General features: G+C 47.9%; 20 protein-coding genes. 5 read left to right on the top strand and 15 right to left on the bottom strand.

Annotated elements, in window-relative coordinates:
- Positions 1-33: 33 nt before the first annotated feature.
- Positions 34-627 (bottom strand): FMN-dependent NADH-azoreductase, encoded by a 594-nt coding sequence (locus ACJJI7_RS18290; protein ID WP_444901544.1) that lies wholly within the window; start codon positions 625-627, stop codon positions 34-36.
- 103 nt (positions 628-730) lie between these two features.
- Between ACJJI7_RS18290 and ACJJI7_RS18285 the strand changes: the two genes are divergently transcribed.
- The gene (locus tag ACJJI7_RS18285) at positions 731-1,657 is read left to right on the top strand and encodes a LysR family transcriptional regulator (protein ID WP_444901545.1); all 927 of its coding nucleotides are present in this window, start codon (positions 731-733) and stop codon (positions 1,655-1,657) included.
- Here the strand turns inward: ACJJI7_RS18285 and ACJJI7_RS18280 are convergent.
- Positions 1,654-2,151 (bottom strand): DUF1097 domain-containing protein, encoded by a 498-nt coding sequence (locus ACJJI7_RS18280; protein ID WP_444901546.1) that lies wholly within the window; start codon positions 2,149-2,151, stop codon positions 1,654-1,656. The genes ACJJI7_RS18285 and ACJJI7_RS18280 overlap by 4 nt on opposite strands.
- Before the next feature lie 91 nt (positions 2,152-2,242).
- A complete protein-coding gene (locus tag ACJJI7_RS18275) occupies positions 2,243-2,971 on the bottom strand; it encodes an SDR family oxidoreductase (protein ID WP_444901547.1) in 729 nt (242 codons plus the stop codon).
- 137 nt (positions 2,972-3,108) lie between these two features.
- Between ACJJI7_RS18275 and ACJJI7_RS18270 the strand changes: the two genes are divergently transcribed.
- Positions 3,109-3,996, top strand: a complete 888-nt coding sequence (locus ACJJI7_RS18270; protein ID WP_444901548.1) for a LysR family transcriptional regulator — start codon at positions 3,109-3,111, stop codon at positions 3,994-3,996.
- A 68-nt stretch (positions 3,997-4,064) separates the two neighbouring features.
- On the opposite strand, the gene ACJJI7_RS18265 is transcribed toward ACJJI7_RS18270, so the two are convergent.
- The 5 genes from ACJJI7_RS18265 to ACJJI7_RS18245 all read right to left on the bottom strand — a co-directional run bounded on the left by ACJJI7_RS18265 (position 4,065) and on the right by ACJJI7_RS18245 (position 10,491).
- Entirely contained in the window at positions 4,065-4,910 is an 846-nt protein-coding gene (locus ACJJI7_RS18265) for a mechanosensitive ion channel family protein (protein ID WP_020412834.1), read from the bottom strand.
- 343 nt (positions 4,911-5,253) lie between these two features.
- Positions 5,254-6,960 carry a thiamine pyrophosphate-dependent enzyme gene (locus ACJJI7_RS18260; protein ID WP_444901549.1) on the bottom strand — a complete coding sequence of 569 codons (1,707 nt, stop codon included), beginning with the start codon at positions 6,958-6,960 and terminating at the stop codon, positions 5,254-5,256.
- A gap of 673 nt (positions 6,961-7,633) precedes the next feature.
- Positions 7,634-8,380: a flavodoxin family protein gene (locus tag ACJJI7_RS18255; RefSeq protein ID WP_444901550.1), complete on the bottom strand. Its 747-nt coding sequence runs from the start codon at positions 8,378-8,380 to the stop codon at positions 7,634-7,636.
- A 69-nt stretch (positions 8,381-8,449) separates the two neighbouring features.
- Entirely contained in the window at positions 8,450-9,148 is a 699-nt protein-coding gene (locus ACJJI7_RS18250; protein ID WP_444901551.1) for an SDR family NAD(P)-dependent oxidoreductase, read from the bottom strand.
- Between the two features lie 335 nt (positions 9,149-9,483).
- On the bottom strand, positions 9,484-10,491 hold the full coding sequence (locus ACJJI7_RS18245) for a tyrosine-type recombinase/integrase (RefSeq protein ID WP_444901552.1): 1,008 nt from the start codon (positions 10,489-10,491) through the stop codon (positions 9,484-9,486).
- A 193-nt stretch (positions 10,492-10,684) separates the two neighbouring features.
- On the opposite strand from ACJJI7_RS18245, the gene ACJJI7_RS18240 reads away from it, so the two are divergent.
- Both ACJJI7_RS18240 and ACJJI7_RS18235 read left to right on the top strand, forming a co-directional pair.
- Positions 10,685-11,746 (top strand): DNA-binding protein, encoded by a 1,062-nt coding sequence (locus tag ACJJI7_RS18240; RefSeq protein ID WP_444901553.1) that lies wholly within the window; start codon positions 10,685-10,687, stop codon positions 11,744-11,746.
- Between the two features lie 295 nt (positions 11,747-12,041).
- Positions 12,042-13,736 (top strand): BCCT family transporter, encoded by a 1,695-nt coding sequence (locus tag ACJJI7_RS18235; protein WP_475717097.1) that lies wholly within the window; start codon positions 12,042-12,044, stop codon positions 13,734-13,736.
- An 87-nt stretch (positions 13,737-13,823) separates the two neighbouring features.
- On the opposite strand, the gene ACJJI7_RS18230 is transcribed toward ACJJI7_RS18235, so the two are convergent.
- The 3 genes from ACJJI7_RS18230 to ACJJI7_RS18220 form a co-directional block, all read right to left on the bottom strand.
- Positions 13,824-15,800, bottom strand: coding sequence for an acylphosphatase (locus tag ACJJI7_RS18230; RefSeq protein WP_444901555.1), 1,977 nt, complete (start codon positions 15,798-15,800; stop codon positions 13,824-13,826).
- Between the two features lie 64 nt (positions 15,801-15,864).
- Positions 15,865-17,166 (bottom strand): diaminobutyrate--2-oxoglutarate transaminase, encoded by a 1,302-nt coding sequence (gene ectB, locus ACJJI7_RS18225; protein ID WP_444901556.1) that lies wholly within the window; start codon positions 17,164-17,166, stop codon positions 15,865-15,867.
- 221 nt (positions 17,167-17,387) lie between these two features.
- Positions 17,388-18,332 (bottom strand): M15 family metallopeptidase, encoded by a 945-nt coding sequence (locus tag ACJJI7_RS18220; protein WP_282953459.1) that lies wholly within the window; start codon positions 18,330-18,332, stop codon positions 17,388-17,390.
- A 341-nt stretch (positions 18,333-18,673) separates the two neighbouring features.
- Here ACJJI7_RS18220 and ACJJI7_RS18215 point away from each other — a divergent pair, with 341 nt between their 5' ends.
- Positions 18,674-20,281, top strand: a complete 1,608-nt coding sequence (locus ACJJI7_RS18215) for a BCCT family transporter (RefSeq protein ID WP_475717096.1) — start codon at positions 18,674-18,676, stop codon at positions 20,279-20,281.
- Between the two features lie 56 nt (positions 20,282-20,337).
- Here ACJJI7_RS18215 and ACJJI7_RS18210 read toward each other — a convergent pair whose 3' ends face one another.
- From ACJJI7_RS18210 to betB, 4 genes are all read right to left on the bottom strand, one after another.
- Positions 20,338-21,051 (bottom strand): TorF family putative porin, encoded by a 714-nt coding sequence (locus ACJJI7_RS18210; RefSeq protein ID WP_282953460.1) that lies wholly within the window; start codon positions 21,049-21,051, stop codon positions 20,338-20,340.
- A gap of 63 nt (positions 21,052-21,114) precedes the next feature.
- Complete coding sequence (locus ACJJI7_RS18205) at positions 21,115-22,332, bottom strand: BCCT family transporter (protein ID WP_444901557.1); 1,218 nt, start codon at positions 22,330-22,332, stop codon at positions 21,115-21,117.
- Positions 22,333-22,455: 123 nt separating this feature from the next.
- Positions 22,456-24,129 (bottom strand): choline dehydrogenase, encoded by a 1,674-nt coding sequence (betA, locus tag ACJJI7_RS18200; RefSeq protein WP_282953462.1) that lies wholly within the window; start codon positions 24,127-24,129, stop codon positions 22,456-22,458.
- A 12-nt stretch (positions 24,130-24,141) separates the two neighbouring features.
- A complete protein-coding gene (gene betB / locus ACJJI7_RS18195; protein WP_282953463.1) occupies positions 24,142-25,605 on the bottom strand; it encodes a betaine-aldehyde dehydrogenase in 1,464 nt (487 codons plus the stop codon).
- Positions 25,606-26,076 lie beyond the last annotated feature (471 nt).

Genomic DNA, 26,076 nt, shown 5'->3' with positions numbered 1-26,076 from the left:
TTATTTCCAATGAATGCGGTAGCACTTGCAGGTTTAAGCAAGCTCAGTAATACGTTCATTTGCAGCTGCGACGGCCTTTTCTTTTGCCTCTTCACCGGTCGCAAGCCCCTCCGTGTAAACAAGTTCAACATCGGTGATACCTACAAAGCCGAGGAACTGACGTAGAAAGGCACTCTGCGCATGATCGTCACCGTGATAGCCACCTCGAGCGACAAAGACGATTGCTTTCTTGTTCTTCAGCAATCCTTCAGGACCATTCGCTGTGTAGCGGAAGGTGACGCCGGCTCGGGCGATATGGTCGAAGTAGGTGTGCAGGGTGGAGGGGATTGTGAAATTGTACATAGGTACACCCAGTACCAGCACATCTGCCGAAGTAATCTCTTCAATAAGTTTGTCCGAAAAATCAACAATAGCTTGCTGATCTGCGGTGCGCTGCTCAGCCTGGGTAGTGAAGGCCTGAAAGCGCTCCAGAGACAGGTGGGGCACCGGCTCTGCCACCAGATCACGCTGAATTACTTCGCCATCCGGATTATTCGTTTTCCAGCTCTCGATATACTTTGCAGCCAGCTGGGAGGTCTGTCCTCCGGCTTGGAACATGCTGGATTGGATATTGAGCAACTTTGTCATGACTGGTTCCTAGTGAATCAATTAGCTTGAACACTATTGAAACATTGGTTAAATCGATTAAAAATTAGAAAATTTCACTGAAATCTATCGAAATATCCGATTTATGACTAATCAGTTTGCCAGATCATCTTCAAACCCGAAAATTACGCTCGAGCAATGGCGGTGTTTGGTAGCGGTTGTTGAGGGCGGAGGATACGCCCAGGCGGCGGAACGCCTGCATAAGAGCCAGTCCTCCGTAAGCTATGCGGTGCAAAAACTGGAGTCTGTGCTGGGTGTGGCCGCATTCACTATCAGTGGCCGCAAAGCAGTGCTGACAAAAGCGGGCGATATGCTGTACCGCCATGCACGGCAGCTGCTGGAGGATGCCGCATCTTTAGAGGCTGCAGCCTGTAAGGCTTCTGCTGGCTGGGAGTCAGAAATTGCTATCGGCATAGAGGTCTTTTTTCCCACTTGGTTGTTATTGGAGTGCCTTGACCAGTTTGGCCAGGAAAGCCCGCAGACCCGTATTGAAGTTTATGAAACCGTTATCGGCGGTGGGCCTGAAGCACTGCAGCAGGGCAAGATCGACTTCGCTATCAGCCCACATATTCCCAAAGGCTTCAATGGTGAGCTGCTCTACAGCCCGGTACGAATCATTCCCGTTGCCCACCCGGATCATCCTTTACACCAATTGGGGCGAGAGCTGACCTTGCGAGACTTACGCAATCATCGCCACCTGGTGGTGCGGGATACAGGCTCACAGAGAACCAGTCGGACCCATACGGTAGATGTGGCCCAACGCTGGACTGTCAGCAATATGGCCACCTCCATTGGCGCGGCCTGCCGTGGCTATGGTTTTGCCTGGCTGCCGGAGGAGAAAATTAGACAGGAACTGGAAGAGGGCACCTTAAAGCCACTGCCCTTACGCGGTGGCAATGAAAGGCAGGTGTCTATGTACCTGATATTTGCCGATCGCGAGACTACAGGCCCAGGAGCAAGAAGGCTGGCTGAAATTATTCGCCAGCGCCTAAGAGAATTGGAAGCAGATTAATCCGCTTTATTTTTCCCTGGTAGGGATTGTAGATAGGTACATAAATGGCCTGAGGATATTCCCAGGAGAACAGGGGCGATCAGTGAGGCTATTCCTATATAAGTGGTCTCGGCATGTGCAGCAAAAAAGGTAATTAACCCCAGAAACCAAGCGGCAATATTGCCGATAATGGGCTTTCCCCTGAGGGAAACCACGATAAAAGCTACAATAAATACTGTCGCAGCGAAGGCAGCTTTACCCATTACAGGCAGTAACGCACTGTTTATTACAGAAGCAATTACGCCGAGTAAAATTCCCAAAGTGACACAAATACTACCGGTTAATGTGTTGGAAATAGAGGTGGGCCTGGTGAAAAAGACAACCCAGCCGACAAACATTGCCCACGGAGCTAAATTTGTTGCAAGGCAAGTAAAGGCGGCGGCACTGGCAATAGTTGCAGCAATAAAGGTATCTCTACTGCGCTTTAGGTTTAACGCCTGGGTTAGGGAGGACATCGGCTTTCTTTCCAAGTCAGAAAAATAATCAATAGCAGCAGCTTAAGTTCCTTAAACTGCTGCGAATAATGAACCGGGCTTAAGGTTGGATTTATATAATCCCGCCATTAACCCGAATCACCTGCCCATTGATCCATCCCCCTTGCTCCCCGGCCAAAAAGGCAACCGTGTTTGCAATATCTTCCGGGCTTCCCAGTCGCTCCAGTGGAGACAAGTTGGCGAGGCTGTTCACCATCTCATCAGTTTTGCCATCGAGGAAAAGTTCGGTTGCTGTTGGTCCCGGGGCAACAGCATTAACGGTAATATTTCGTCCTCGCATCTCTTTGGACATTACCTGTGTCATCGCCTCAATGGCGGCTTTGGTTGCTGCGTAGATACTGTAGGTGGGCATATATAGGCCTACAACACTTGAGGACAAGTTGATAATTCGCCCACCTTGTCTAAGGCGTTTACTGGCCTCCCGCATTGTGTTGAATGTACCTTTAAGGTTGACGGCAACCATGGTGTCGAAGTCTTCTTCTTTACTTTCGGCTAAAGTCGCTAACTTCATGATGCCAGCACTATTGATAACAGCATCAATACCACCAAATGTGGCTTCCACAGATTCAAATAATCTAGTAACTGCGTTGGAATCACTGACGTCTGCCTGAACGGTGACGGCCTTTCCTCCGGCCGCTTCAATCTGATTGACCAGCTTTTCAGCGGCATTGAAGTTGCCAACGAAGTTAACCAAGATTGTGAAGTTGTCCTTTGCCAGTCGGGTGGCAATAGCCGCACCTATGCCTCTGGAAGCGCCGGTGACTAGTGCAACTTTTTCCAAAATGACCTCCAAGCTGATTGGAGTCACAGCTGTGACTCTATGAGTAATGTTCCCGAAGAGAATAAGCTCGTGGTTTGAGTAGATAATCTAGCTAAAATGGAACCTATTGTTCTAAATAGATAAACAATGGGCTTAATATGGATAAGCTGGATGCAATGCGGCTCTATGTTCGAATCGTTGAGCGTGGCAGCTTTACCGCGGCCTCATGCGACTTGGATGTTCCGCGATCTACCTCTACACAAGTGATCAATAAGCTTGAAAAGCAGCTTGGTGTGAGGTTGTTACAGAGATCCACACGCAAGGTAAAAGCAACGCTGGATGGGGAGCTGTATTACCAGCGATGTCTAACGATACTTTCGGATGTAGAGGAAGCGGAAGGTGCATTTAAGGGCTCGTTGCCGAAAGGGGAGGTTCGTGTCGATGTACAGGGAACAATTGCTCGCCACTTCGTTATGCCTAAGCTTCCGCAATTTTTTGAACGTTACCCCGATATTACTTTGGTGATGAGCGAAGGGGATCGCTGGGTTGATTTGGTCCAGGAAGGAGTGGACTGTGCGATCAGATATGGTCATTTAGCCGATAGTGAGTTGATCGCGAGGCGTCTGACAATGCTGGACAGACTCACCTGTGCTTCACCGGGTTATCTTGAGCGTTACGGCACCCCGAAATCCCTACGTGACTTGAGCCATCACCGCGCAGTGGCCCTCCGTTCGATAACAACGGGGAAGTCAACGCCGCTATCATTTTGCGTCGGGGACAAGGTTGAAACCATGGAAGCTATAGCGCCTATCACGGTAACGGGTACGGAGAGTTATCGGGATGCCGTTAAATTAGGGATTGGCCTGGCCCAGTTCCCCAGATTTCATGTTGAAAAGGATCTAACTGAGGGCAATCTAGTAGAAGTGTTACCTAACATTCGCCCACCAAGTGAACCGGTTTCTGTAGTTTTTACTCAGAATCGTTTCCTGTCGCCTAGAGTTAGGACTTTTATTGAATGGCTAACAGAAATTTTTGCTGATCATTAGGGTGTAGGTGGGAGCAACCCAAGCACTGGGAAAAGCTATCCACCAGTGCTTGAGATAGAATGCCGCTGTTAGTTTCCAGCCTTCAAATTTTTTGTTTTCTCAAACCAGAAATTATAAAAATCTTCGGTCACTAGCTGTTCGATATTTGTTGCCTCTTCACGAGGGCAGAATATTGTAGCGGTGATCACATCATGACCAAGATCATTGGTTGTAACACTCACTTTCGCGTCAGGGCCAGATAGCTCCACGCCCATACGACTCTCAATCAGCTTGCAGTAGCGCTCGGCAACTTCCCGGAATGAATCACAGTGTTCCTTCAAGCGTTCTGCAATAAACTTCTTGGCCTCAAAAGGGTTTATTTCACTGCGTTCGCGAGTTATTGAGAAAGTGTGCTCGATATAGCGACGCATGAAGTTCAGGTTCTTTACCGGTTGGGTGAAGAACGCATTGTTGGGAATGTAAAGGGTGGTTCCAGTATAACCATTGCCAAGTCCGTGAGGGTCGATTTCCAAAAGTGTGGTGCTTAACCAATCACTGTCGGTGACCTCACCAAACTGGTCGCCAACTTTAATCCAGTCCCCAACGGTGAAAGAGCGCATATTGGCTTGATATAGACCGCCAACCAAGCACTGTACAGCCTCACGAAGTGCCAGAACAATTGCCACAGAGAAAGCGGCAATAGACAGGGCAAAATCCCGAAGTTCACTTACCCAAATCACCATTAAACCGACTACCAGCAATAAGTTGCCGATATTATGTACAGTATTGATGCGGCGACGTTTATCAGCTTTCTGCCAGCTACTTCGGGCAATGGCTAGCGTAAGCAAGCCGCGCAACAGCATAATGGCTGTAACCAGGCATACAGTGACAAATAGTTTGCTATCCAGGATGTGTTCCAAGAACTCTGGTTTCATTCGGAAAAGGGACCTCACGGAGATGGGTAAGCCACCATATCAACGCTCGACTTCTCGATGAAGGCGGGCATACAAAGTCATAGTGGTGGGGACTGGTAAAAATCACGAAGGCGGGCAATCTATCCTTGGTTGTGAATCTTGTAAATAGCTTGCTAAAAGTGTGGATAGGATTGGCCAAATACCCATATTTTTAGGCTATAGACACCCAAAAAAGACCAAGTATAGGATATCTCTATCGATAGCTAGAGTCGGGGGAGAGTTATCGAAACATCTCATCCGTTGGTTAACATTATTAGATGAATTAGACACATGTCCAGGTCTGAGTTGATACAGGTTCTCTAGTTTATGGCGCAACTTTAACATCGAGCAAAAATGTTTTCCCGGTCTGAATACTTTGCAATCCTTTGTTGATAGCTTTTTTTAACTCGCTTATCTCTTTTACTCGCAGGCCTTGCCCTCCGTAAGACTCGACCGTTTTACAATAATCAGGTTCAGGCTGTATAAGATTGCCAACAAAATGATTATTTTTAACTGCTGCACCATTTGGGAAGTACTTTTGTATATTCCAAGTTTGCGATAAGTACTGGTTGTTGTTACATAAGACGATGAAAAGCGGTAATCCATATTCCTGGGAGAATCCCAGCGCAGCCGGAACAGGATTATAGTGCCAGGCGCCATCACCAATAATGCAAACGACGAGCCTGTCGGGGCTCGCAAGTTTTACCCCTAATGCTGTGCCCAATCCGGTTCCTAATGCACCACACCAGCCTCTAAATTGTTGAAATAATTTAGTACTGTACAAATGATTCAGCATCTGAGGAACCTGGGCAACAATCTCATCGATGCATGCGCAGTTTTCGGGTAAAGTATCATGTAAAACTCGGAATAATTCTGAAGCCGGAATACCTTGTTTCGTTGCTTGTAACACTTCTTGTGCATCTTTACGGTTTTTTTCCCGTATTGAGTTTGAATAACGTGACCAATCATTAGCACGCTTTTTGTTATCAATTTTTTTGTCTTCCAGTGAGGCTGATATTTGCTTCATATTGAGAAAGCGGTCACCTGCAATAGTATGGGTTGTTTTGTAACCCCAATAGGGCGCACGAGGCCTTAATGGATCTTCTTCAAGATGAATGACAGTGCAATCAGGCATTAATGCCCGGTGGGGAGGATGCCAGGGGGCATTACAGCCAATGAGCAGAATGACGTCAGTTTTATTGAGGATTTCACTTGTAATTTCAAACCCATACAGCGGGTGAGACCTGGGGAAGTTATGATACGCAGGCATCATGAACTCGAAAACAGGAGCTGCAAGAGTTTCAGCGATATGGATTAGTTGTTCTTTTTCAGCTTTTGTTCGTCCACCATATTCTGTGATAATAATAGGTAATGATGCACTTGCTAACAGATTTGTTATTTCTTCTATTTGGCTTTTTGTAGCCACTACCGGACTTGAAGCCAGAACGGGAGGCAGAGACTTGGGTGCTTCATGTAGTAATATATCGAAAGATACTTCAAGTAAAACGGGCCCTCGCGGGACAGCATTTGCAATAAATTGGGCCCGATTAAGCTCTTGTACTAGATCAGATGAAGTTATTGCTTTTTTTGACCATTTGACGACTCTTTCTCCCTCTATTGCTGGGCCTGCAAAATCAACAAGTAAAGAGGGCCATTCCGGACCTGGATCGGTTGTAGCATCCTCACCGTAGGTTAATGAATCAGGTGATATAACGAGCATCGGGATTCGTTCTTGTAATGAGGACCTTAGTGCCATAGAGCCGTTTAATACTCCCAGACTGGAAGGGAGAAAAACAGCCTGCGGCTTTCCCTTAACCTTAAAGTATCCATAGGCAAGGCTGACAGCCAATAGTTCATGACGACAACGAAAATAGCGTATGTTTATTTTATTTTCTCTAGCAGCGAATACTTCCCACACTGGCGCCATAATGGCGATGGGCGAGGCAAAAATACAATCTACTTTGTTTGCATCTAATTGATCAATTATGGCATAAGCGCCATTGTATATTGGATGTGTTGTAGAATGGCTCATAAATAAGTTTGCCTTCTATATCCCTGTTTGCATGTTCATATTGATCGATTTTCTGCGTTTGTTTCTTATAGCTTAGTTCGTTTCTATTTTTAAGTTGCTATAAAGGCTAATAGGCCATCATGGTTATGAACCTTAATTCAAAGAAAGTAACTGTTATTTTTATTGGGGCTTTACACTATTGTTTTTTCAAATAGCACCTGCTTGTGAGTGCCTTTTTATCAGTCAGTGAGTCGTGTCCGATTGAGTTTTCTATGGGCAGTGATGAGCTCCTGAAAGAGTGATTTGGCTGAGGTTGAGGCTAAGGCGATGAGCGTTGGATATTTAGTATGATGGTATTAGGTTTCGAGGATGAATGCTCCAACGCGAAATGGATAATACGCAAATTGACCACTGGCTTTCGCGCGTGAAACTACCTATGACATGAAGCAGACACATTGGGTTTCTTGGTCATAAGACTGGCAGTACCGCTATCTGGTTTCTATGTGGCAAGTTCTGAGGGCAACTTTCAATAGTGCCGATCAATAGCGATACGAAATGGTTAGATATATCCTCAGCAAAAGGCTATTACTTTCTGACTTAGAGCCAAGGTAAGGCATTGATACATCATGCTTCGATTTATTTACACTTCCCCGCCAATCGATGGACACAGATTGATCAACGGGGGAGGGCGTCCCTATCGATAATCGGGGTTGGGAAAATCGGGCTTGCAGCCGGCATCCCACGCCGAGCGCTGATTTCCATGGGCAGGGATACCACCGGCATCTTTTATTATTCTCGCAAGGTGCATCAAATTCCATGTCATAAAGGTGGTGTTGCGGTTGGTGAAGTCATTTTGCGGGCCGCCAGAACCTGGGTCCAGATATGAGGGGCCAGGGCCTGCTTCACCAACCCAGGCCGCATCTGCTTGGGGTGGGATAACATAGCCAAGATGTTGCAAGGAGTAGAGGATATTCATCGCACAATGTTTGGCTCCGTCTTCATTGCCAGTAATAAGGCAGCCCCCGACTCGCCCATAATAGGCGTATTGTCCCTGGTCATTCAGATCAGATGAATTGGCATAAAGCCTTTCTATAACCTGGGTGCATATGGATGATTTTTCCCCCAGCCAAATAGGTGTTGTTATAACCAGGATATTGGCCTCAATCACTTGTTGAAATATCTGTGGCCATTCATCGTTCTCCCAGCCGTGTTTAGTCATATCTGGGTAAACGCCGAAGGCAATATCGTGGTCAACTGGTCTCAGTACCTGTACCGAGATACCGTTTCTTTGCATGATTTCTCGGGAGATAGTAACCAGTCCATCCGTATGGGATAGTTCCGGCGTAGGCTTCAGAGTGCAGTTAAGAAATACAGCTTTCAGGTCAGAAAAGTCCCAACGGCTGGATTCACACTCTTCAATTTGTTTCTTGTTAAGGGTCATTATTGGCCTCCTTGCAAAATCTGGTTCCCGGCAAATCAGAATGAGCAGTTTTAACTTAGCTGATAGTTGTTACCATTTCTCCACATGGGGCCTAAGATCCACCTCGAAAGTCCAGGCGGATTTGGCCTGGGTTGTCAGGAAAAAGGCCGTGTCGGCGATATCTGGTGGCTGCAAAAATGCTTGATTATCTCTTGTGCTTCCATCTAGTGTGCGACTTTTACTTACCGGCCCATCAATGATCAGGTAGGCTACATGCACCCCTTTGGGCCAAAGATGTCTGGCCATCGATTGGGCAAGACTGCGCTGCGCAGCCTTTGCTGATGCAAAAGAAGCAAAGTTCGCTCTGCCGCGGAGGGAGGCGGTTGCTCCCACAATAATGATGTTTCCTTTGCCATGCTGGATCATCTCAGTAGTCACCAGTTGGCCGAATAGAGCGCAGCCCCGGCAATTTATCTTCCAATCCGATTCATATTCATAGATATCGAGATTTTCAATGGTGCAGGAGTGGCCAGAGCCAGCGTTGTAGATCAATGTTTCGATTGGGGCCATTTCAGCTTGGATGCGGCTGAATACATCGGCAATTTGATCAGGTTTGGTAACGTCACAGATGTAACTCTTTGCCTCGCCCAGCTCAGTCTGCAATTTATCTAGGTAACTTTTATTTCGGGCAAGAAGCGCCACCTGGTAGCCTTCGTGATTAAACTTCTTGGCAAAGGCGGCCCCATTCCCGGGTCCGACGCCTACAACGACGCAGGTGGGTTTAACCATGGTTGGTGTCTCCAGGAAAAGCTGGTGAGTCCTGACCCGGGCCAAGTTACGGCTCAAAAAGAACTATTTTGGCGCCTGGGTACAAGAGTGCTGTGGTAATTAGGGTTAGTTAGTAGATATTGCCCGTTGCTGCCCGGAGAGTTTAGTTGGTCCCAGGTTTTTATTGGCGAGCGTGGGTAATTTTATGAGCTTCTCAGTGTAGACAGCCTGAGATAGATGGAAAGTGGATCGGCAGGGTGGGTCTTGGTGCTCCCATAGGGCGATTCAGCTCAAGCTTACAGATTTAGCGGGCTTTTTTTCGGGAGCCTGAGACAGATTCCGGGCTCCCATTGCAGCTAAAGTAATTCTGCCATCTTCTTCATAAGAATTGCTGAGGCATTCTCAGTAAATCGTTGCCCTTCCTCAATGTACTCCCAAACTGTGGCATCACTTTTCCAGCCACCTTGCTTTTTGATCAACTCAAAACCAACCTTTTCCCGGGCTGCAGATGTAGACAGTCCGCGGCGGAAGCTATGGCTGCTGAGTTCATTGATGAAGTCAAATCCACAATCTGCCCCAAGCTTCTTCAGTAGGTCATTGATGGCAGTGGGATTTAATTGCCGGTCCTGAACTGTATCCCAGCGGTTAACCGCTCTGAATACCGGCCCACGAACAATACCACTTACTTTTAGCCAGGTTTTGAGGGCTTGAGCTGGGCAGGATTCTGGTTTACCGAAGGGGAGGGCACGCATAATTCCTTGACCGTTTTGATCTGTTTTGGATTTAGGTAGACGCACAATCAGGCCTTCCTCTTCCCAGACCAGGTCTTCCACCTGGATCGCTACCAGCTCGCTACGCCGAAATGCCCCAAAGAAGCCAATTAGAATCAGAGCGAGATCCCTTGCCTTCTTATTTGAATCCGGTTGCGAGCGCAACTGATTAGCCATAGTGGCAATGTGTTGGAGGCTCAAAGCCTTGGCTTTTTGTTTGGGCTTGCCATGCGTGCGGCGAATGCCGCGCATAGTCTTTTGTACCAAGGGTTCGGTGACTGGATTTGGAATTCCCTGATACAGATGCCATTGGCCAATGGCGGTAAGGTGCAGATCCAATGTGCGAGGGTTCAACTTGTCTGCCCGGCTCATCAGATAGCTCACTAGTGAGTGGCCATCGGTAGGCAGCCTGCCACCCCAGCGTTCGAACTGGCGGATGGCTGAGCGGTAAGCCTTGCGCGTGCTGTCAGAGGTGGCCGCGCGCAGGTATTTCTGGATGTCCTCCTCTGATAGCAGAGCGTCAGCCTGTCCAGTTGTACTAAGAGAGCTGGTTTTTAGCGGGGGTATCCCGGGCGGGGAGGGCTGGATTCCCATGATTTTCAAGACACCTTAAGAAGTATTGTTTGTACTGGTGGTACAGGAAATGCGGGCTTTCTTATGAATATAACCTTCGATAAGAATCATTATCGAAGGTTATAAAGGTAAATTCAAGAATTGGTTAATTGTATAGTATTATGTAATATTACGTATTACGTAATTTGTAACGAAATAATCTAAGGAAAGGCTAATGGCACGTGCAGGGGTTACTTATTTCGATATTGTTGAGGCTGCGAAAGCGGTAAAGGCCCTGGGGGAAGAGCCAACGGTAGATCGGGTGCGATCTCACCTGGGAACTGGCAGCAAAAGCACTATCGCGCCACTGTTAAAGCGTTGGCGTAGCGAGATTGCCAATGACACAGATGTTAGCGGCCTCCCTAGGGACCTGGTGGAGGCTCTCAAAGGGTTACACCAGCGCATCCAGGGGCAGGCGGACCAAAGAGTTGAAGAGGTTCAGCAGGAATTTAAGGCTCAGGAAGAATCAATAGCCGCCCAACTCAGCGAGGTTCAGGAGAAAAACTCCAAGCAGGCGGCCAGTGTTTGTGAGCTGGAGCGGAAGCTGGCGATTGCGGAAACCGAAAAGCGCCAGCTAAAGCGGGCTCTAGATGATACACAGAAAGCAGTTGAGAAGAGCGAATTTCAACGTGAAGAGGGTTTGGGCCGTATTCAGGAGCAGAAAGAGTCCATTGAGGAAATGAGGCTCGAGAACCGTGATATCCGTGAGCACTTCGAGCATTTCCAGCAGCGAACAGCCAGCGATCGTCAGCATGAAAGGGATCAGTTCCGCTCCGCAAATGAGCAGTTGAAAGGTCAAGTCGCCATACTTACTGAGCAGTTGGCACTGACCGAGCGCAAGTTAAGTGAGCAGGAGCTGCTGAATAAACACGGGCAGGCACTGGTGGCAGAAGTTAATCGAGAAAAGCATGATCTATGTGAACAGATTGGAGCATCTCAAGCGGAAGTCGAGGTGCTTAGAAGGCAGGCTGAAGATCAGGGCAAGCTGGACATGGCTAGAGCTACGGAGATAACCAGCTTACAGAACCAGTTAGCCCAACTGCAAAGTGACTACTCAGCTCTCGCCAAAGAGGCACAGTTACAATATCAGTCCATGGAAAAGCTCGAAATAGATTTGACTTTATCCAAGGACCGCATAGAGCAGCTGGCGGATGAAAATCGTATCCTGCTGCAGGAAAAGGCGATGATACAAGGGCAGTTCACCCAGCTGGAGAACTCCCTGAAAATTCAGAAGTGAAAGCCTTGTGGCAACGTTCAAGTCGTTGAGGTTATGAGAGAAGCGGGCTGAAAACAGGCGTTGACTCTCGTGGTCCAGAATGCATATACGAGGAGAAAGTGGAGTCTGCATTGAACTTCAGTGAGATGTTGATAAAATCCACCAGCATAAAAGCAAAACTAAAAAGCAATTCATTCTGATTCCTTCTTTTATATAAGTTCTAGCTCAATAACATCGCCTTATTTTCAGTTCTTTATATACAGTCTCACTTGCTTTTATTTTGCCGCAGTTTTTTATGGCAAACAGGAGGCAAGTGTTGTCCAGTAACTTTAGAGAGATTATTGATAAGCCCACTTTCTTTGGAGCGCTGGCGCTGCTGATAATGGTGACTGTGCCCTTGGTGCTTTACCCTGAGGTCGGCGCAGCCTGGGTACTGGTGGCTAAGAATTTTGTCACTGACAAATTAGGGGTCTTTTATTTGATGCTGGGAGTTGGGGCGATTCTGTTTATGGTCTACATCGTATTTAGCGATATAGGTCAGATCAAACTGGGTAGCCCTGAAGAGAACCCTGAATTTTCAACACTATCCTGGGCTTCCATGCTTTTTTGCGCGGGCATTGGGGCCTCAATCCTCTATTGGTCCATGGTCGAGTGGATCTACTACTACCAGTCTCCGCCCTTTCAGGTTGAAGGGGGAACGCCTGAGGCTGCACGCTGGGCGGTCGCTTACGGTATATTTCATTGGGGGCCCTTGGCGTGGTCTATTTATTTGATACCGGCACTACCTATTGCCTATTTCTACTATGTACGCAATCACAGTGTATTGAAGATCAGTGAAGCACTGATGCCGGTTTTGGGGGAGCAGCGGGCGCAAGGGGGTATTGGCAAGCTGATTGACGTCTTGTTTGTGTTTGGCATGCTGGGAGGTGGTGCCACTACCTTAGGGATTGCCGCTCCTTTGATTACCCAAGGCGCTCATGAACTGCTAGGTGTGCCAACTGGGCTGGGTACCCAGGTAACCGTACTAATGATCTGTACGCTGATCTTTGGCTATAGCGCATTTGTAGGTCTGAAGAAGGGTATTCGGGCGCTTTCCAATGTGAACATGTGGCTTTCGATCGCCCTGCTGGTATTTGTTTTTCTTGTTGGTCCAACCCTGTTTATGCTAAATACCGGGTTAGATGCCTTGGGCCGTGTGCTGGACAACATCTTCCATATGGCATCCTGGACTGAGCCATTTGCCAGGTTTGAGCAGTTCCCGGATACACACTTCCCGCAAGACTGGACCATCTTTTACTGGGCCTGGTGGTTGGTTTTTGCACCCAGTGTTGGTTTATTTATTGCTCGCATTTCTCGCGGCAGGACTATCAAGACGATGGTAGTCGGTTCTATCTTCTTTGGTACCCTGGGTTGCTTTCTGTTCTTTATGGTGTTGGGTAACTACGGAGTTTATCTTCAATTTTCCGGTGAATTGGATGTTGTACAGATATTAAATGAGCAGGGGGCTACAGAGGCTATCTTTGCTACGCTTAAAACACTTCCCGCCAGTAAGCTGGTCATCCTGGTTTACACCATACTCGCGCTTATCTTTACAGCAACTACCTTTGACTCCATCTCTTATATTCTCGCTGCTGTGGTGCAGAAGGAAGTAGATGAGGAACCAGCGCGATGGAATCGCCTATTTTGGGCTTTTGCTTTGTCTGTGATGCCGGTGACTTTGATGTTTCTCGGTGGATTAGACACTCTGCAGACAGCCAGCGTTATTGGTGGAGTCCCATTGCTTATTGTTGCCCTCCTGCTTTGCATATCGATCGTTAAAGCTGCTGATTATGATTTGCGCTACCAGCCTGATTATGAGGAAAAGGAAATTTATATCGAAGACTTCCCGAAGGAAGACCCCTGGACTAAGGAAGGGGACTGGGAGATACCCAGTCATGGCACCCATGGGATATCACATGACGATAAGCCCCATATTGAAGGTGACCCTAGAAGCCATCCGTCCAGGTTATAAGAACAGGTAATGCTCTGGTGAGCGCTCTAAGGCACTTTTTTCTAGAGGTGCCTTCTAGATCACTCTTAAAAAATCAAGGAGTTGCCATTAGCTAACCACCACAAAGCTTGAATGTTGAATTTTACTATATTCTTCAATTCGAATTATATCTCCATAGTTTGCTCCCATGAGGTCTTGGCAGGTGGTAAGAAAGTCATCAAGAGCTCTGGGCGCCCCCTCTAAAAGCATTTCCAAGGTTTCATTTTGGATGTTTTTCGCCCACCCTGAAATGCCAAATCTTGCCGCACTTTTTTGTATTTTTTCAGCAAGATCTTTAAAAGATACCTCTTTACCTAGTTGGATATGTATAGATTTTTGAATGGTTATAGTTTGATCTTCACTTTCAAATAAAGAGTCCAGTAAAGCGCCAGCTACATCTCGACCAATACCAATATCTGGATGGTGATGCCAAGCCAGAAAGGGCTTGTATGTGACATCTCTAATTGCCCATTCCTGATCTTTAGGAGATGCAGATATATCTTCGGCAATAATAGTTACCCCGGAAAGGTAGGGGTGGAACAACTCTGATATAACATGACTCGCAATCTCCGTGAATTTGCAATGTATCTCCCTGGTTACTTCCTGCCATCTATGGTTTACTCCAAGCTCTGTATTTAGCTTGTATCCTTCATGAATGCTTTGAAGTACGGACACTACCGCACCATCTATTAGTACCAGCCTGTATATCTTTAGTTTTTCACCTACATCATTTTTACTGAAGTAAGGTATTTTTTTGTACTTCAGGAAGCTTGAGAGAAAACTTTTATCATTGCATATTATTCGCGATACTAAAGATGTGCTTTCTGGCATGCAGCCAAGAAATAGGTGCGATTGTTTTTTATTTTTGGCAATAAACACATTGTCATCTACATCCTCAGTTTTGATTCCTTTCCTTAGGGCAGCCTGTTTGATAAATTTTATTGAGTTTCCAAGCTCTCTAAGTGATGCATTATCACTTATGGTGTAAGAGTATTGAGGGGCTGGATTGTAGCTAGCCTTTTTGTTTCCAGTGGCCGCAGATGGGTGTTTTAAAACATATTCAAGTAGTGCTTTAGGGGTGTTAATCTGATCGCCGTATCCCGGAAATGTAGGGGAAGATATATCTGGATTGGAGTTAACCTCAAGGACAACGGCCCTGGCATTTTCCTTTTCTGTATCCACAATCAAGTCAACGCCTGCCTGTATAATTCCAGGAAAAGTAGCGGCTGCCCTCTCTGCAATTTCAAGTGTTGCCTTATCTACGTGGTCAATAAAATTGACTATTTCCCCCCCAACTGTTGCTACGCTTGTAAGCCATACTCGCTCATTATGCTCGGGGACATAATCTAAAGTGAGGCCCTTCCTATCGATCAAGTCAAACCGATTGATCGGGTCATGAATCAGATTAGGATTGAGCTTTCTGCGTTCATTTTTCTTTTCTATCAAATGCCTGATACTGCTTATTCCGTCGCCAACTACATTTGCAGGAATTCTAACAAATGCTGTTACGGCTTTGCCTCCAATTACCCAGACCCTTAAATCATATCCGTCAATGCTTTTCTCAACAATAATTTCCTTACTGTACTTTGCTGCAAATTCCCAGCCGCTAATGAATTCTTCTTCGGTGCAAATACCGGTGGTAACACCTCTGGCCATGGAAGCATTGTTTGGTTTGATGGCAACCTTGCCATTAAAGTTCTTGAAATAGGCAAGAGCGCTCTTAATATCCTTGAAAACATTCCCCTCCGGAACCGGCACTCCATTCTCAGTTAACATCTTCTTTGCAATGTTCTTGATTCTTGCACAGTAGCTATGAACACAGGAGCTTGATGGGGAGTTGCTCAAGAATGGGACTCGCAGGTCCCCATTGATGATCTCGTAAATAGATTTTTCATGAAACTTGAAAGTGCATCCTAACCTTTCAGCTTCTGCAGTTATTATTGGCAGGCTAAGATCTCTCTCCTTTACTTTAAGAAAAGGGGAGTTGGAATAGTCATTCTCTTCAGTGAGAATATTACTTAAATTTATCTGTTTCTCATTCAACATAAATATATACATCCATGTATGTTATAGGCTCTAGGTGTTTTCTATTCTTGGTCCGCTGGATAAATTATATTCGGCAGGTGTCAATGTTGGTCATTGTCTGCAGTATATTTTCTTCCCTGGCAAAGACTTCCTGAAATGCTTTTTCAATAATATCGATACCGCCTTGAAGGTTTTGATCACTGGTAGTTAGGGGGCAAAGCAGTTTAAGAACCTGGTCATCGGCGCCACTGGTCTCAATAATCAGCTGATGTTCAAACGCATACTCGGATACCCTTTTGGCCAGATAGCCTGTTACGCAGTCGATGCCTTGAAACATACCACGGCCTTTACTTTTCAGTAGGCCCTCGCCGTATTGATTAATAATGCTGTTAAGACGTGAGGAGATATAGCTGCCTTTTCGCTTTATATCTTCAGAGAAGCTAGGGTCTGACCAGTAGTGGTCAATTGCCGCTTTTGCGGTTACAAATGCCAGGCTGTTACCGCGGAAGGTACCATTGTGTTCCCCTGGCTTCCATTGATCCAGCTTGGGTTTCATTAAGACTAGTGCGATCGGTAATCCATAACCTCCAAGCGACTTGGAAAGAGTGATAATATCGGGCTCAATTCCCGCCTCTTCGAAACTGAAGAAATCGCCTGTTCGTCCACAGCCAGCCTGGATATCGTCAACTATCAAAAGCAATTCATGTTTTCTGCAAACACTCTGTAGATTTCTTAACCATCCGATACTGGCACTATTAATACCGCCTTCACCTTGAATTGTTTCCACAATAACGGCAGCTGGTGAGCCGATACCACTACTGGAGTCCGATAGTGCCTTATCCAGGTACTCCGTTGTGTCAATGCCGTTCCCCAAGTAGCCGTCATAAGGCATTCGATGGGTACCACTTAGTAGAATACCAGCCGCATCTCTGTGATAGGAGTTTCCCGTTGCTGCGAGGGAACCAAGACTTACACCATGAAAACCATTGGTAAAGGCAATAATGGCTTGCCGTCCAGTGACCTTGCGGGCAACCTTCATGGCGGCTTCTACTGCATTAGTTCCTGTAGGTCCTGTAAATTGGATGATGTATTCCATGCCCCTGGGGGCAAGGATATTGTCACTAAAGGTTTGGAGAAACTCTCCCTTGGCCTTGGTGTGTAGATCCAGACCGTGTGTAATACCGTCGGCCCGGATGTAATCCAATAGAGCCCCTTTGAATAGTGCGTTATTGTGCCCATAATTGAGTGCACCTGCTCCAGCCAGAAAATCTAAATACTGGTTTCCATCCAGGTCCCACAATAATTCACCTTTTGCGCGACAGAACACCTTTGGGAAGGATCGTGCATAGCTTTGCACTTCCGATTCAACCTCATCGAAAATCTTCATTCTGTACTCTTAATGAAGTTTGGCTATTTAAATGAGTGTAGTGGTATCCCAAATAGGGTACTTATATGGGAGCTAAAATTGCCATTTGATACAACGCTGCCTGGATCTTCTAGCTTGTATTATAAAGGCGTGATATTTTACGATTCGTACCTCTAAGATGACGTCTTAGATATGCTACTAAAAATATGGCGCCAATTTAGCCGCTATTTACCACAGTTACATTATTGAGAACCAAATGCAGGCGTCACCCGATCTACACAGTATTTTCTGAGGTGAGTGGGGTTATTGATAAGCGTGTTCTCTTTGAAACACTGATTAAGCAGGCTCACATACTGGTTGAATAGCAGCTTTGCTTCCTTTACCGGTAAAGAAACGAGCCGGTTAATAAACTGGCGGGTACCAACCTGGAAGTGCATATAATCAATCGGAGCATTCCAATCTCCTCCCCAGACAGCAAAGCCATGCTTGGCAAAAACTGTAGTTATATCTTCAGACATTCCTTTGCGTATCGGCTTTCCTGCCCGGTATTTTGCTCGGTTTAAATAACCCTCTGCTGCATCCTTCGGGATTACCACTGCTTTTGAGTGTTTATCTATATGTAGATAGGGATTCTGTAGGGGGTTGATATCAATGGCAACACCATAAGCATGCTCAGACCACTTATTTCCGCCGGTGATGGGCCGGGAATCAAAGGCGAGCGTGTTATTCATATCATCTGCAAGACGCTCTTTCTTCGTGAAATACTCAATTGGTATTGCTGATTCTATCGGAAAATGCAATTGGTATAGCTCTGTAAAAAGATCCAATACTTCAGCGGCAACGACATCAAGTACAATAATTGCCCCTTTTTCAGGGGTCTTAATAGTACTTGTTTGATTGATACTTGTGGCACCTTTATTACTACTGGTTGCATTACTTTTTTCTGTCGGGTTAGGTAAGAGTGGATAGAAATTAAAAACTACTCTCTTTAGACGTCCACAGCCGATAGGAGAATCACTTCTGATAACTTGCCTATATCCCATTAGCTCACAATCCTTTTGGGAGACATCATAAACACCTATTTCGGATTCAGGCCTGAAGTCATAGATATCAATATCGCTTAAAGGACTTTTTGTACACGCCCACAGAGCTAAGCCAAATAGAATGGTGATCGCCAATTTATACATATCGATCCTTCTCTTTTACTTTGAAATTTTTAACTTTCAAAGCTGTTTGAATATGTGCCGATCTGTGTTTGGTAAGGAAAGTTAGTAGTGAATTTCGCCATATGAATGTCATATCAGTATACTTTTTGGCATCACATTGTCTTCCTAAAAGATTGGCGTATTAATGTTCGGTAGTGTTGCGTAGGGGGTTTATAAAAGGCTCAAGTCATAATAGTGATACTGGTGTATGTTATTTTTCTTTTGACCACCAATATCAATTAATACGGAGAGATTTATTGAATAGGGGATCGGAAGATCTAATAGACTGGCCCACCTTTTTGGGCGCTCTGGCAATATTGCTAGTGACAACACTGCCTCTGATCCTATATCCCGAGGCTGGCTCTATGTGGCTCTTGGCAGTGAAAGACCTGGTAACAGAAAAGTTAGGTGTTTTTTATCTTCTACTTGGCATAGGGGCGATGCTGTTTGTGCTATATGTCGCATTTAGCGATATCGGCCGGATAAAACTGGGAGGCCAAAAGGAAGCTCCAGAGTTCTCAACTGTGTCCTGGGCTGCCATGCTGTTTTCTTCTGGCATTGGCGCTTCGATTTTATATTGGTCGATGGTTGAATGGATCTACTACTACCAACAGCCGCCGTTCCAAGTTCAAGCGAGCTCAGTCGAAGCCGCCCGTTGGGCCGTTTCTTACGGAATTTTTCACTGGGGGCCATTAGCCTGGTCCATTTATTTGATCCCTGCGGTGCCTATTGCTTACTTCTATTATGTACGCCAGCGTAAAGTCCTGAAATTTAGCCAAGCACTTGCGCCTGTGCTGGGAGAGGGGAGAGCAAATGGGCCCATTGGCAAGGCTATAGATATTTCCCTGGTGTTTGGGATGCTCGGAGGTGCCGCTACGCGACTTGGTATTGCTGCGCCGCTGATTACTTTGGGGCTTTATAAGATATTTGGCACGCCTACCGGACTGGGGGTTCAGGTTGGCGTACTTGTGATATGTGCACTGTTGTTTGGCTACAGTGCCCTTGCAGGTTTGAAACGGGGAATTGGCGCACTCTCGAACTTCACTATTTTTCTGTCCCTTGCACTGCTATTCTTTGTATTTGTCGTTGGCCCAACGCTATTTATGCTTAACAGCGGGCTGGACTCTCTGGGCAGGGCCCTGCATAACTTTTTGCAGATGGCCACTTGGACTGAATCCTTCTCTCATTTCCAGCAGTTTCCCAACACCCGTTTTCCCCAGGAGTGGACCGTTTTCTATTGGGCTTGGTGGCTGGTTTTTGCGCCGAGTATTGGCCTTTTTATTGCGCGTATTTCCCGAGGCAGGACCATCAAGGAAATGATCCTTGGTTCAATATTATTTGGCACTCTCGGATGCTTCTTGTTCTTTATGGTGCTGGGCAACTACGGGGTTTACCTGCATTTCTCGGGTCAGTTGGATTTGGTGCAAATGCTGAATCAGCAAGGCGCTAATAGCACGATCTTTGCGATTTTGGATACGCTCCCGGCAAGCCAGTTGGTTGTGTTGCTATACACACTGATCGCACTGGTCTTCACGGTTATTACTTTTGACTCCATTTCTCACATTCTTGCGGCCGTTGTGCAGAAGGAGGTCGATGGTGAGCCTCTTCGGTGGAATCGAATTTTCTGGGCATTTGCTCTGGCAGTAATGCCAATCGCCTTGCTGTTTATCGGTGGGCTCGAAGCACTGCAGGCCGCAAGTATTATTGCCGGTGTACCTTTACTGCTAATCGCACTTTTACTTTGTATCTCAATCGTCAAAGTTGCCCGGCACGACTTGGCTTTACATCCGGCCTTGGCTGAAAAGGAAATCGTTTTAGAGGGCCTGCCAAAAGAAGAACACCGGAACTCAAATGGGGCGCCTGCGCAAGAACAAGTGATGATGAAATCTGCTGAGAAGCTCGGCAAGGGAAGTGAAGGGGAGTTGCCTTAGGAGTTGCCTGGCGAGGAACCCCGGGGCCGTTTTGGGCCCCGGCTTGCATTCTTAACTTAAAAGTTAAAGGTGCGGGCAACAGAGAAAACAATACGTTCGTCGGCATTCTCAGAATCGAGAGTAGTGTTTTCTGCTGCAACATTGAGGTCGAAGCCGTTCAGGGAGGTCATGTACTCTACACGGTAGTGGTTGTAGGCTTTTTTACCTTCCCAGGTCCAGTTATCTTTATTGACGCTGGTGGAGCGGTCAGCACTGAAGCGAATATTGTGACCCTCTGCAAGCTCAAAGGTATGGGCCAGCATCATAATGTAGTGGCCACCACCCTGGCCAAAGTAATCCCAGCTGTACCAACCGTTGACTTCGGAATCGCCCAGTGCAGAGCTGTAGCCAAACTTGGCATAAGCTTCCGGGTAAGCGTACTCTTCAGAGAAATCATTATCACCGTGATAGGTGTAATAAGCGATTCCGGTGTCCAGGCTCACTTTGTCGGTAAGTTGCATGAACTTACCTGCGTAGAAGTCCCACTCCAGGTTAGTGTCATCACCTTTGCCAAAGTCCACGTTGGAAGCCCAGGTACCAATATACCAACCGTTATCAAAGCCGTAGTCCAGGCTAGCCTGCAGTGCTGGGTCATTCTGGGTCTGGCTAACACCGTTAAAGGTGTAGTCGGTGGTCAGATTTACAGTAGAAGACAGCTCCGCTTGGGATTGCTGAGCAAGTACCAGTAGGGAAGCACAAGTGAGTGCAGAAAGTTTCAACGTCGATTTCATTGTTCAATTACCACTTATTTATATTTTGTAGCCCCCGCCAAACCAGGCGGGGGATTTCAACAGTTAGCTCGCCAGTTCGATCTTGTTAAAGTCGACTTTGTTTTCTTTAGGCGAGGAGTCGATAGCTGCTACCGCTCTAAAGCGCTTCACCAGGATGTAACCCAGACAGCAGAAGAAGATGCCGATCACCAGAGCGCCGATCCACTGGATTTGCAGGAAGTCCAGCTTGAACAACAGGGTGAGCAGGCTCATTGCAGCCAGGTTCAGCACGAAGTACTTCCACTTGCCCAGGCGCGCAACGGTCATGCCCAGATTATCGGTGTACAGGCGAATCAGGGAATCCAGCGAGTTGATCACGAAGGTAATACCCACAATCACCATAGCCAGGTTGTAGAAGCCGCTGGTATCCAGGCCTTGGCTGGAGTAGTAGTAGAGCACGGTGAACCAGAGCGCGATGGGGATAGACGGGAAGATCAGCATCGCCGCCAGTACTTGGTAAGTGCGCAGGCCGCCCACAAAGCGGGAGGTAAACTGGCCGATCATAATGCTCCAGGCAAACCACCAGAACAGGTAGAACTCGTGGTAGTCATTTAACGGAAGCACGAACTGGTGGATATTGCCGAAGTAACCGCCGAGCAGTGCAAAGGTGGAAGCAAAGTCTCCAAAGTTGCCATTCTCACCGGTAAAGGCGCCTACCCACATGACCGCGATCAGGCCAATAAACATCCAGGTAGTCGCCAGGCTGAGGAAGCGTACATAGCGCAGGCTAGTGGATGAGTAGACCGCAGCGGCGATCACTGCAAAGACGATCAGGTAGAAGGTGCCAACAATGGTTTCACCATCGCCAACTTGCGGCAGGTACCAGGGCAGGTTGCTGAGCAGCAAGTAGGCGGTAAAAGCACAGGTTCCGATAATCACCACATTGTTGATCAGCTTTACTGGGCCCAACTCAAAGAATTTAACTTTGGGCTCGATAATGCAGAAGTAAAAACAGGTGAGGAAGTAGAAGCCCCAGATCAGGAAGGCCCAAAAACCAAACTCAATCGCGAGTGGGTTGGTGAAACCATATTCTGGGCTATTGGCTAAGTCTGCGTAGCCACCGAACTCGGTGAGGGGGAACATGATCAGGCCTACATCAAGGCCGGAGGTGAAAAGGATCGCTATAAAAGTGAAGGTTTTGACCGGGGTTACCCCGACCATCTTCACATTTCCCCATTTAATCAGCGAGAAAATTATTGCCGTGAAGGTAAACAATAATCCCGCGGAAAGCCAAGCTGTCATGCTGAGTCTCCAGCTAGTTATTGGTATGCCGGCGCCCCCAAAGGGCATTGCTGTGCGAGATTTGAATATCCCCGTCGCGTTTGAAGGGGGCAGTCAAATCTCTGCCAGAGCGCCGACGTAAATTCAGCTCACAGAGCGCGCAGGGCGGCCAGGTCGCTGAGTGCTGGTAGCCTTGGTCGCTACCGGTGCCTCGGAGGGCGCCAATACGGGGCGCCCTAAAATCAGGTCAGCAGCCCGCTCCGCCACCATAATGGTGGGCGCATTCAGGTTGCCGTTGGGAATGGTTGGAAAGATGGAGGAATCTACAACTCTCAAACCCTGCAAACCGTGTACACGGGTTTCCGGGTCTACCACTGCCATTGGATCAGTGCCCATCTTGCAGGAGCAGGATGGGTGGTAAGCACTCTCGACGGATTCCCGTACGAAAGCGTCAATTTGTTCATCAGTCTGGATATCGGTGCCGGGCTGGATTTCATCGCCTCGGTACTCGTCGAAAGCCGGCTGATTGATAATCTCGCGAGTCAGTCGCACACAAGCGCGGAAACCCTCGATATCCTCTTTCTCCTGTAAATAATTAAACAGGATGGAAGGGGATTGCCTGGGATCACTGCTCACCACTTTGACCCTGCCGCGACTCTTGGGCTTGTTGTGCCCGATATGTACCTGGAAGCCGTGGCCATCGAAAGCTTCGCGGCCGTCATAGCGCATGGCTGCCGGCAGGAAGTGATATTGCAGGTCCGGCCACTCCACGTTTTCCTTGGAGCGAATAAAACCGCAGGACTCGAAATGGTTGGTGGCTCCAAGGCCATCCTTCTTCAGTATCCAACGAGCGCCGATCAGGAATTTATTCCAGGGGTCGAGCTTGCCATTCAGGGAAATCGGCTGGTTACAGCGGAACTGGAAATAGAACTCCAGGTGGTCCTGCAGGTTTTGGCCGACGCCGGGGAGTTCGTGTTGGAGTTCGATACCGGCTTCTGCCAGTGTGTCGGGGTCTCCGATTCCGGAGAGCTGAAGAAGGTGAGGGGAGCCGATGGGACCTGCGCTGAGGATGACTTCCTGCCGCGCCTTGAATTCCAGGATCTTTCCCTTGCGTTCAAGTTTGATTCCGACTGCCCGTTTACCTTCCAGAATCACCTTATGCACAGTGGCGTGGGTCAATACCGTCAAATTGGGGCGCTGCATGGCCGGTTTCAGGTAAGCGTTGGCGGTAGACCAGCGCTTTCCATCTTTTACCGTCATATGCATGGGACCAAAGCCCTCTTGCTGCTCACCGTTGTAATCTGCGGTGTAGTCGTAGCCAGCTTCTTTGCCAGCTTCGATAAAGGCTCCATAAAGGGGGTTGGCCATTTCATTGCCGTTATTGACCCCCAGTGGACCTTCGTCGCCACGGTAATCGTCACCGCCGAAAGCCCAGGTCTCAGAGCGTTTGAAGTAGGGCAGACAGTGCGCGTAGTCCCAGCCTTCGGCGCCGTGCTGTGCCCACTCATCAAAGTCTTTGGCGTGCCCGCGCACGTAAACCATCCCGTTAATCGAGGATGAACCCCCGAGCACCTTGCCTCTGGGGCAATGCATGCTGCGGTTGTCCAGGTACGGCTCTGGCTCAGTCATAAACTGCCAGGCATACTTGTCGGTATTCATCGGAATGGATAGTGCGGTGGGCATCTGGATAAAGATACTGCGATCGCTACCGCCGGTTTCTACCAGGAGGACTTTTTTATCTTCCTGGGCAGACAGGCGGTTAGCCAGAACGCAGCCGGCAGACCCGGCGCCGACAATGATATAGTCAAACTCACTCATACAGGGTACCGCTTAAAATGGACTTTCCAGTGGTGCCAGGCCCACATACACCGCTTTTAGCTGGGTGTAATGATTCAGGGTCGCAAGTCCATTTTCGCGTCCGATTCCGGACAATTTGTATCCGCCCACCGGCATTTCTGCCGGCGAAGCACCGTAGGCATTGATCCAGCAGATACCCGCTTGCATCTGGTGGATCACACGGTGGGCGCGGGTGATATCACGGGTAAATACGCCGGCGGCGAGGCCCAAACGGGTATCGTTAGCGCGGCGGATCACTTCGTCTTCATCATCAAAAACCAGTACCGACATTACCGGGCCGAAGATCTCTTCGCGGCAGATGGTCATATCGTCATGACAGTCGGTGAATACGGTGGGAGCAACGAAGTAACCGTTAGGTGAATTCTCCGGGGAGAGGGTGTGGCCGCCGCAGAACAGGGTCGCACCTTCCTCTTTACCCTTGCTGATGTAGTCCATCACCAGTTGCTGGTGCTTGGCAGAAATCAGCGCGCCGAAGTTGGTGTCCGGATTCATCGGATCACCGGCAATAATGTTTTGCTCAACACGCTCTTTCAGGCGAGCGAGGAACTGATCGTGGATGCTGCGGTGTACAAATACCCGGGTGCCGTTGGTGCAGATTTCGCCCTGGGTGTAGAAGTTGCCCAGCATGGCAGCAGAAACGGCTTGCTCCATGTCGGCATCATCAAAAATCACTAGCGGGGACTTGCCTCCCAGCTCCATGGTGACTTCTTTCAGGTTGGAAGCCGCTGCGGCCATTACTTTCTTGCCGGTACCCACTTCGCCGGTAAAGGAAACCTTGGCGACATCCGGGTGGTTAGTGAGCCAGGCACCCACGGCGCCATCGCCCTGGATTACGTTGAAAACACCCGGGGGCATGCCCGCTTCAATAAAGATTTCAGCCAGCTTCAAAGCGCCTTTGGGGGTCTCTTCGGAAGGTTTGAAGATCATGGCGTTACCGCAGGCCAGGGCCGGGGCGGCTTTCCAGCAGGCGATTTGTAAGGGGTAGTTCCAGGCACCGATTCCAGCGCAGATGCCCAGGGGCTCGCGGCGGGTGTAGTAAAAGTCCTCACCGACTTGCTGTTGATTGCCCTCAATGCCTGCGGCCAGGCCGGCAAAGAATTCGATAGAGTCGGCCCCAGTCACCACATCGACAACACTGGCTTCCTGCCAGGGCTTGCCGGTATCAGCCACTTCGATAGCTGCCAGTTCGTCGTTGCGCTCGCGCAACAGTGCTACTGCTTTCAGCAGGATGCGACCGCGTTCGACCGGCATCATCGCTGACCACTGGGCAAAACCACGCTTGGCGCTCTCGATGGTTTCTGCGAGTACCTTTTCGTCGGCAACCTCAACCTGATAGCTGACCTCGTTGGTAGCCGGGTTATATACATCAAAGCACTCGCCGCTCTCATTCGACAGATAGCGGCCGTCTACAAAATTCCGTTGTTTGTCCAGTGACATCTGTCTCTCCATACTGCTTTAACAGAGGGTCAGTCGGTTGTTCATTGGCGATGGACTTGAAGGGCGCAATGGGCCGATCGTGAAGGTCCAGTCATCATAAAAAAGGGCCGGTCTGACGAAGACATTTGTCCCTAATCGTCAGATTCCAGCCCAGGCTCGATAGTCGTTTATCGAGCGATATGACACAAAATGTAACATATTTTTAATTTGAACTCTAATTGTTAGCACTCAATGCAACAAAGCTGGCGGATTCGTAGGAGGATTTATTTTTCAGCGACTACAGAGTTAATCCGCATTTTCAAAGGTTAAAAGTGGGCTGGGTTGGGCCAAAAATCTCATTTGAACTCTATAAAAAGTACTGTATGAATTTTGCTCAATCTGACGATCTCGGGATCAAGTCAGGTGCCCGTAAGGAGGGGCTTTGGGCGGCAGGAGATAGAATTTGTCGCTTTTGGGGGAGGAGGCTCTAGC

It is taken from the genome of Microbulbifer variabilis (assembly GCF_056232115.1).
This window is presented reverse-complemented; position numbering and strand designations above follow the sequence as displayed.

Coding starts and splice junctions, on each gene's coding strand:
- ACJJI7_RS18205 (WP_444901557.1), bottom strand. CDS start 22,332: ATGACAGCTTGGCTTTCCGCGGGATTATTGTTTACCTTCACGGCAATA.
- ACJJI7_RS18290 (WP_444901544.1), bottom strand. CDS start 627: ATGACAAAGTTGCTCAATATCCAATCCAGCATGTTCCAAGCCGGAGGA.
- ACJJI7_RS18240 (WP_444901553.1), top strand. CDS start 10,685: ATGGCACGTGCAGGGGTTACTTATTTCGATATTGTTGAGGCTGCGAAA.
- ACJJI7_RS18280 (WP_444901546.1), bottom strand. CDS start 2,151: ATGTCCTCCCTAACCCAGGCGTTAAACCTAAAGCGCAGTAGAGATACC.
- betB (WP_282953463.1), bottom strand. CDS start 25,605: ATGTCACTGGACAAACAACGGAATTTTGTAGACGGCCGCTATCTGTCG.
- ACJJI7_RS18260 (WP_444901549.1), bottom strand. CDS start 6,960: ATGAGCCATTCTACAACACATCCAATATACAATGGCGCTTATGCCATA.
- ACJJI7_RS18210 (WP_282953460.1), bottom strand. CDS start 21,051: ATGAAATCGACGTTGAAACTTTCTGCACTCACTTGTGCTTCCCTACTG.
- ACJJI7_RS18270 (WP_444901548.1), top strand. CDS start 3,109: ATGGATAAGCTGGATGCAATGCGGCTCTATGTTCGAATCGTTGAGCGT.
- ACJJI7_RS18250 (WP_444901551.1), bottom strand. CDS start 9,148: ATGGTTAAACCCACCTGCGTCGTTGTAGGCGTCGGACCCGGGAATGGG.
- ACJJI7_RS18265 (WP_020412834.1), bottom strand. CDS start 4,910: ATGAAACCAGAGTTCTTGGAACACATCCTGGATAGCAAACTATTTGTC.
- ACJJI7_RS18220 (WP_282953459.1), bottom strand. CDS start 18,332: ATGTATAAATTGGCGATCACCATTCTATTTGGCTTAGCTCTGTGGGCG.
- ACJJI7_RS18255 (WP_444901550.1), bottom strand. CDS start 8,380: ATGACCCTTAACAAGAAACAAATTGAAGAGTGTGAATCCAGCCGTTGG.
- ACJJI7_RS18245 (WP_444901552.1), bottom strand. CDS start 10,491: ATGGGAATCCAGCCCTCCCCGCCCGGGATACCCCCGCTAAAAACCAGC.
- betA (WP_282953462.1), bottom strand. CDS start 24,129: ATGAGTGAGTTTGACTATATCATTGTCGGCGCCGGGTCTGCCGGCTGC.
- ACJJI7_RS18285 (WP_444901545.1), top strand. CDS start 731: ATGACTAATCAGTTTGCCAGATCATCTTCAAACCCGAAAATTACGCTC.
- ACJJI7_RS18230 (WP_444901555.1), bottom strand. CDS start 15,800: ATGTTGAATGAGAAACAGATAAATTTAAGTAATATTCTCACTGAAGAG.
- ectB (WP_444901556.1), bottom strand. CDS start 17,166: ATGAAGATTTTCGATGAGGTTGAATCGGAAGTGCAAAGCTATGCACGA.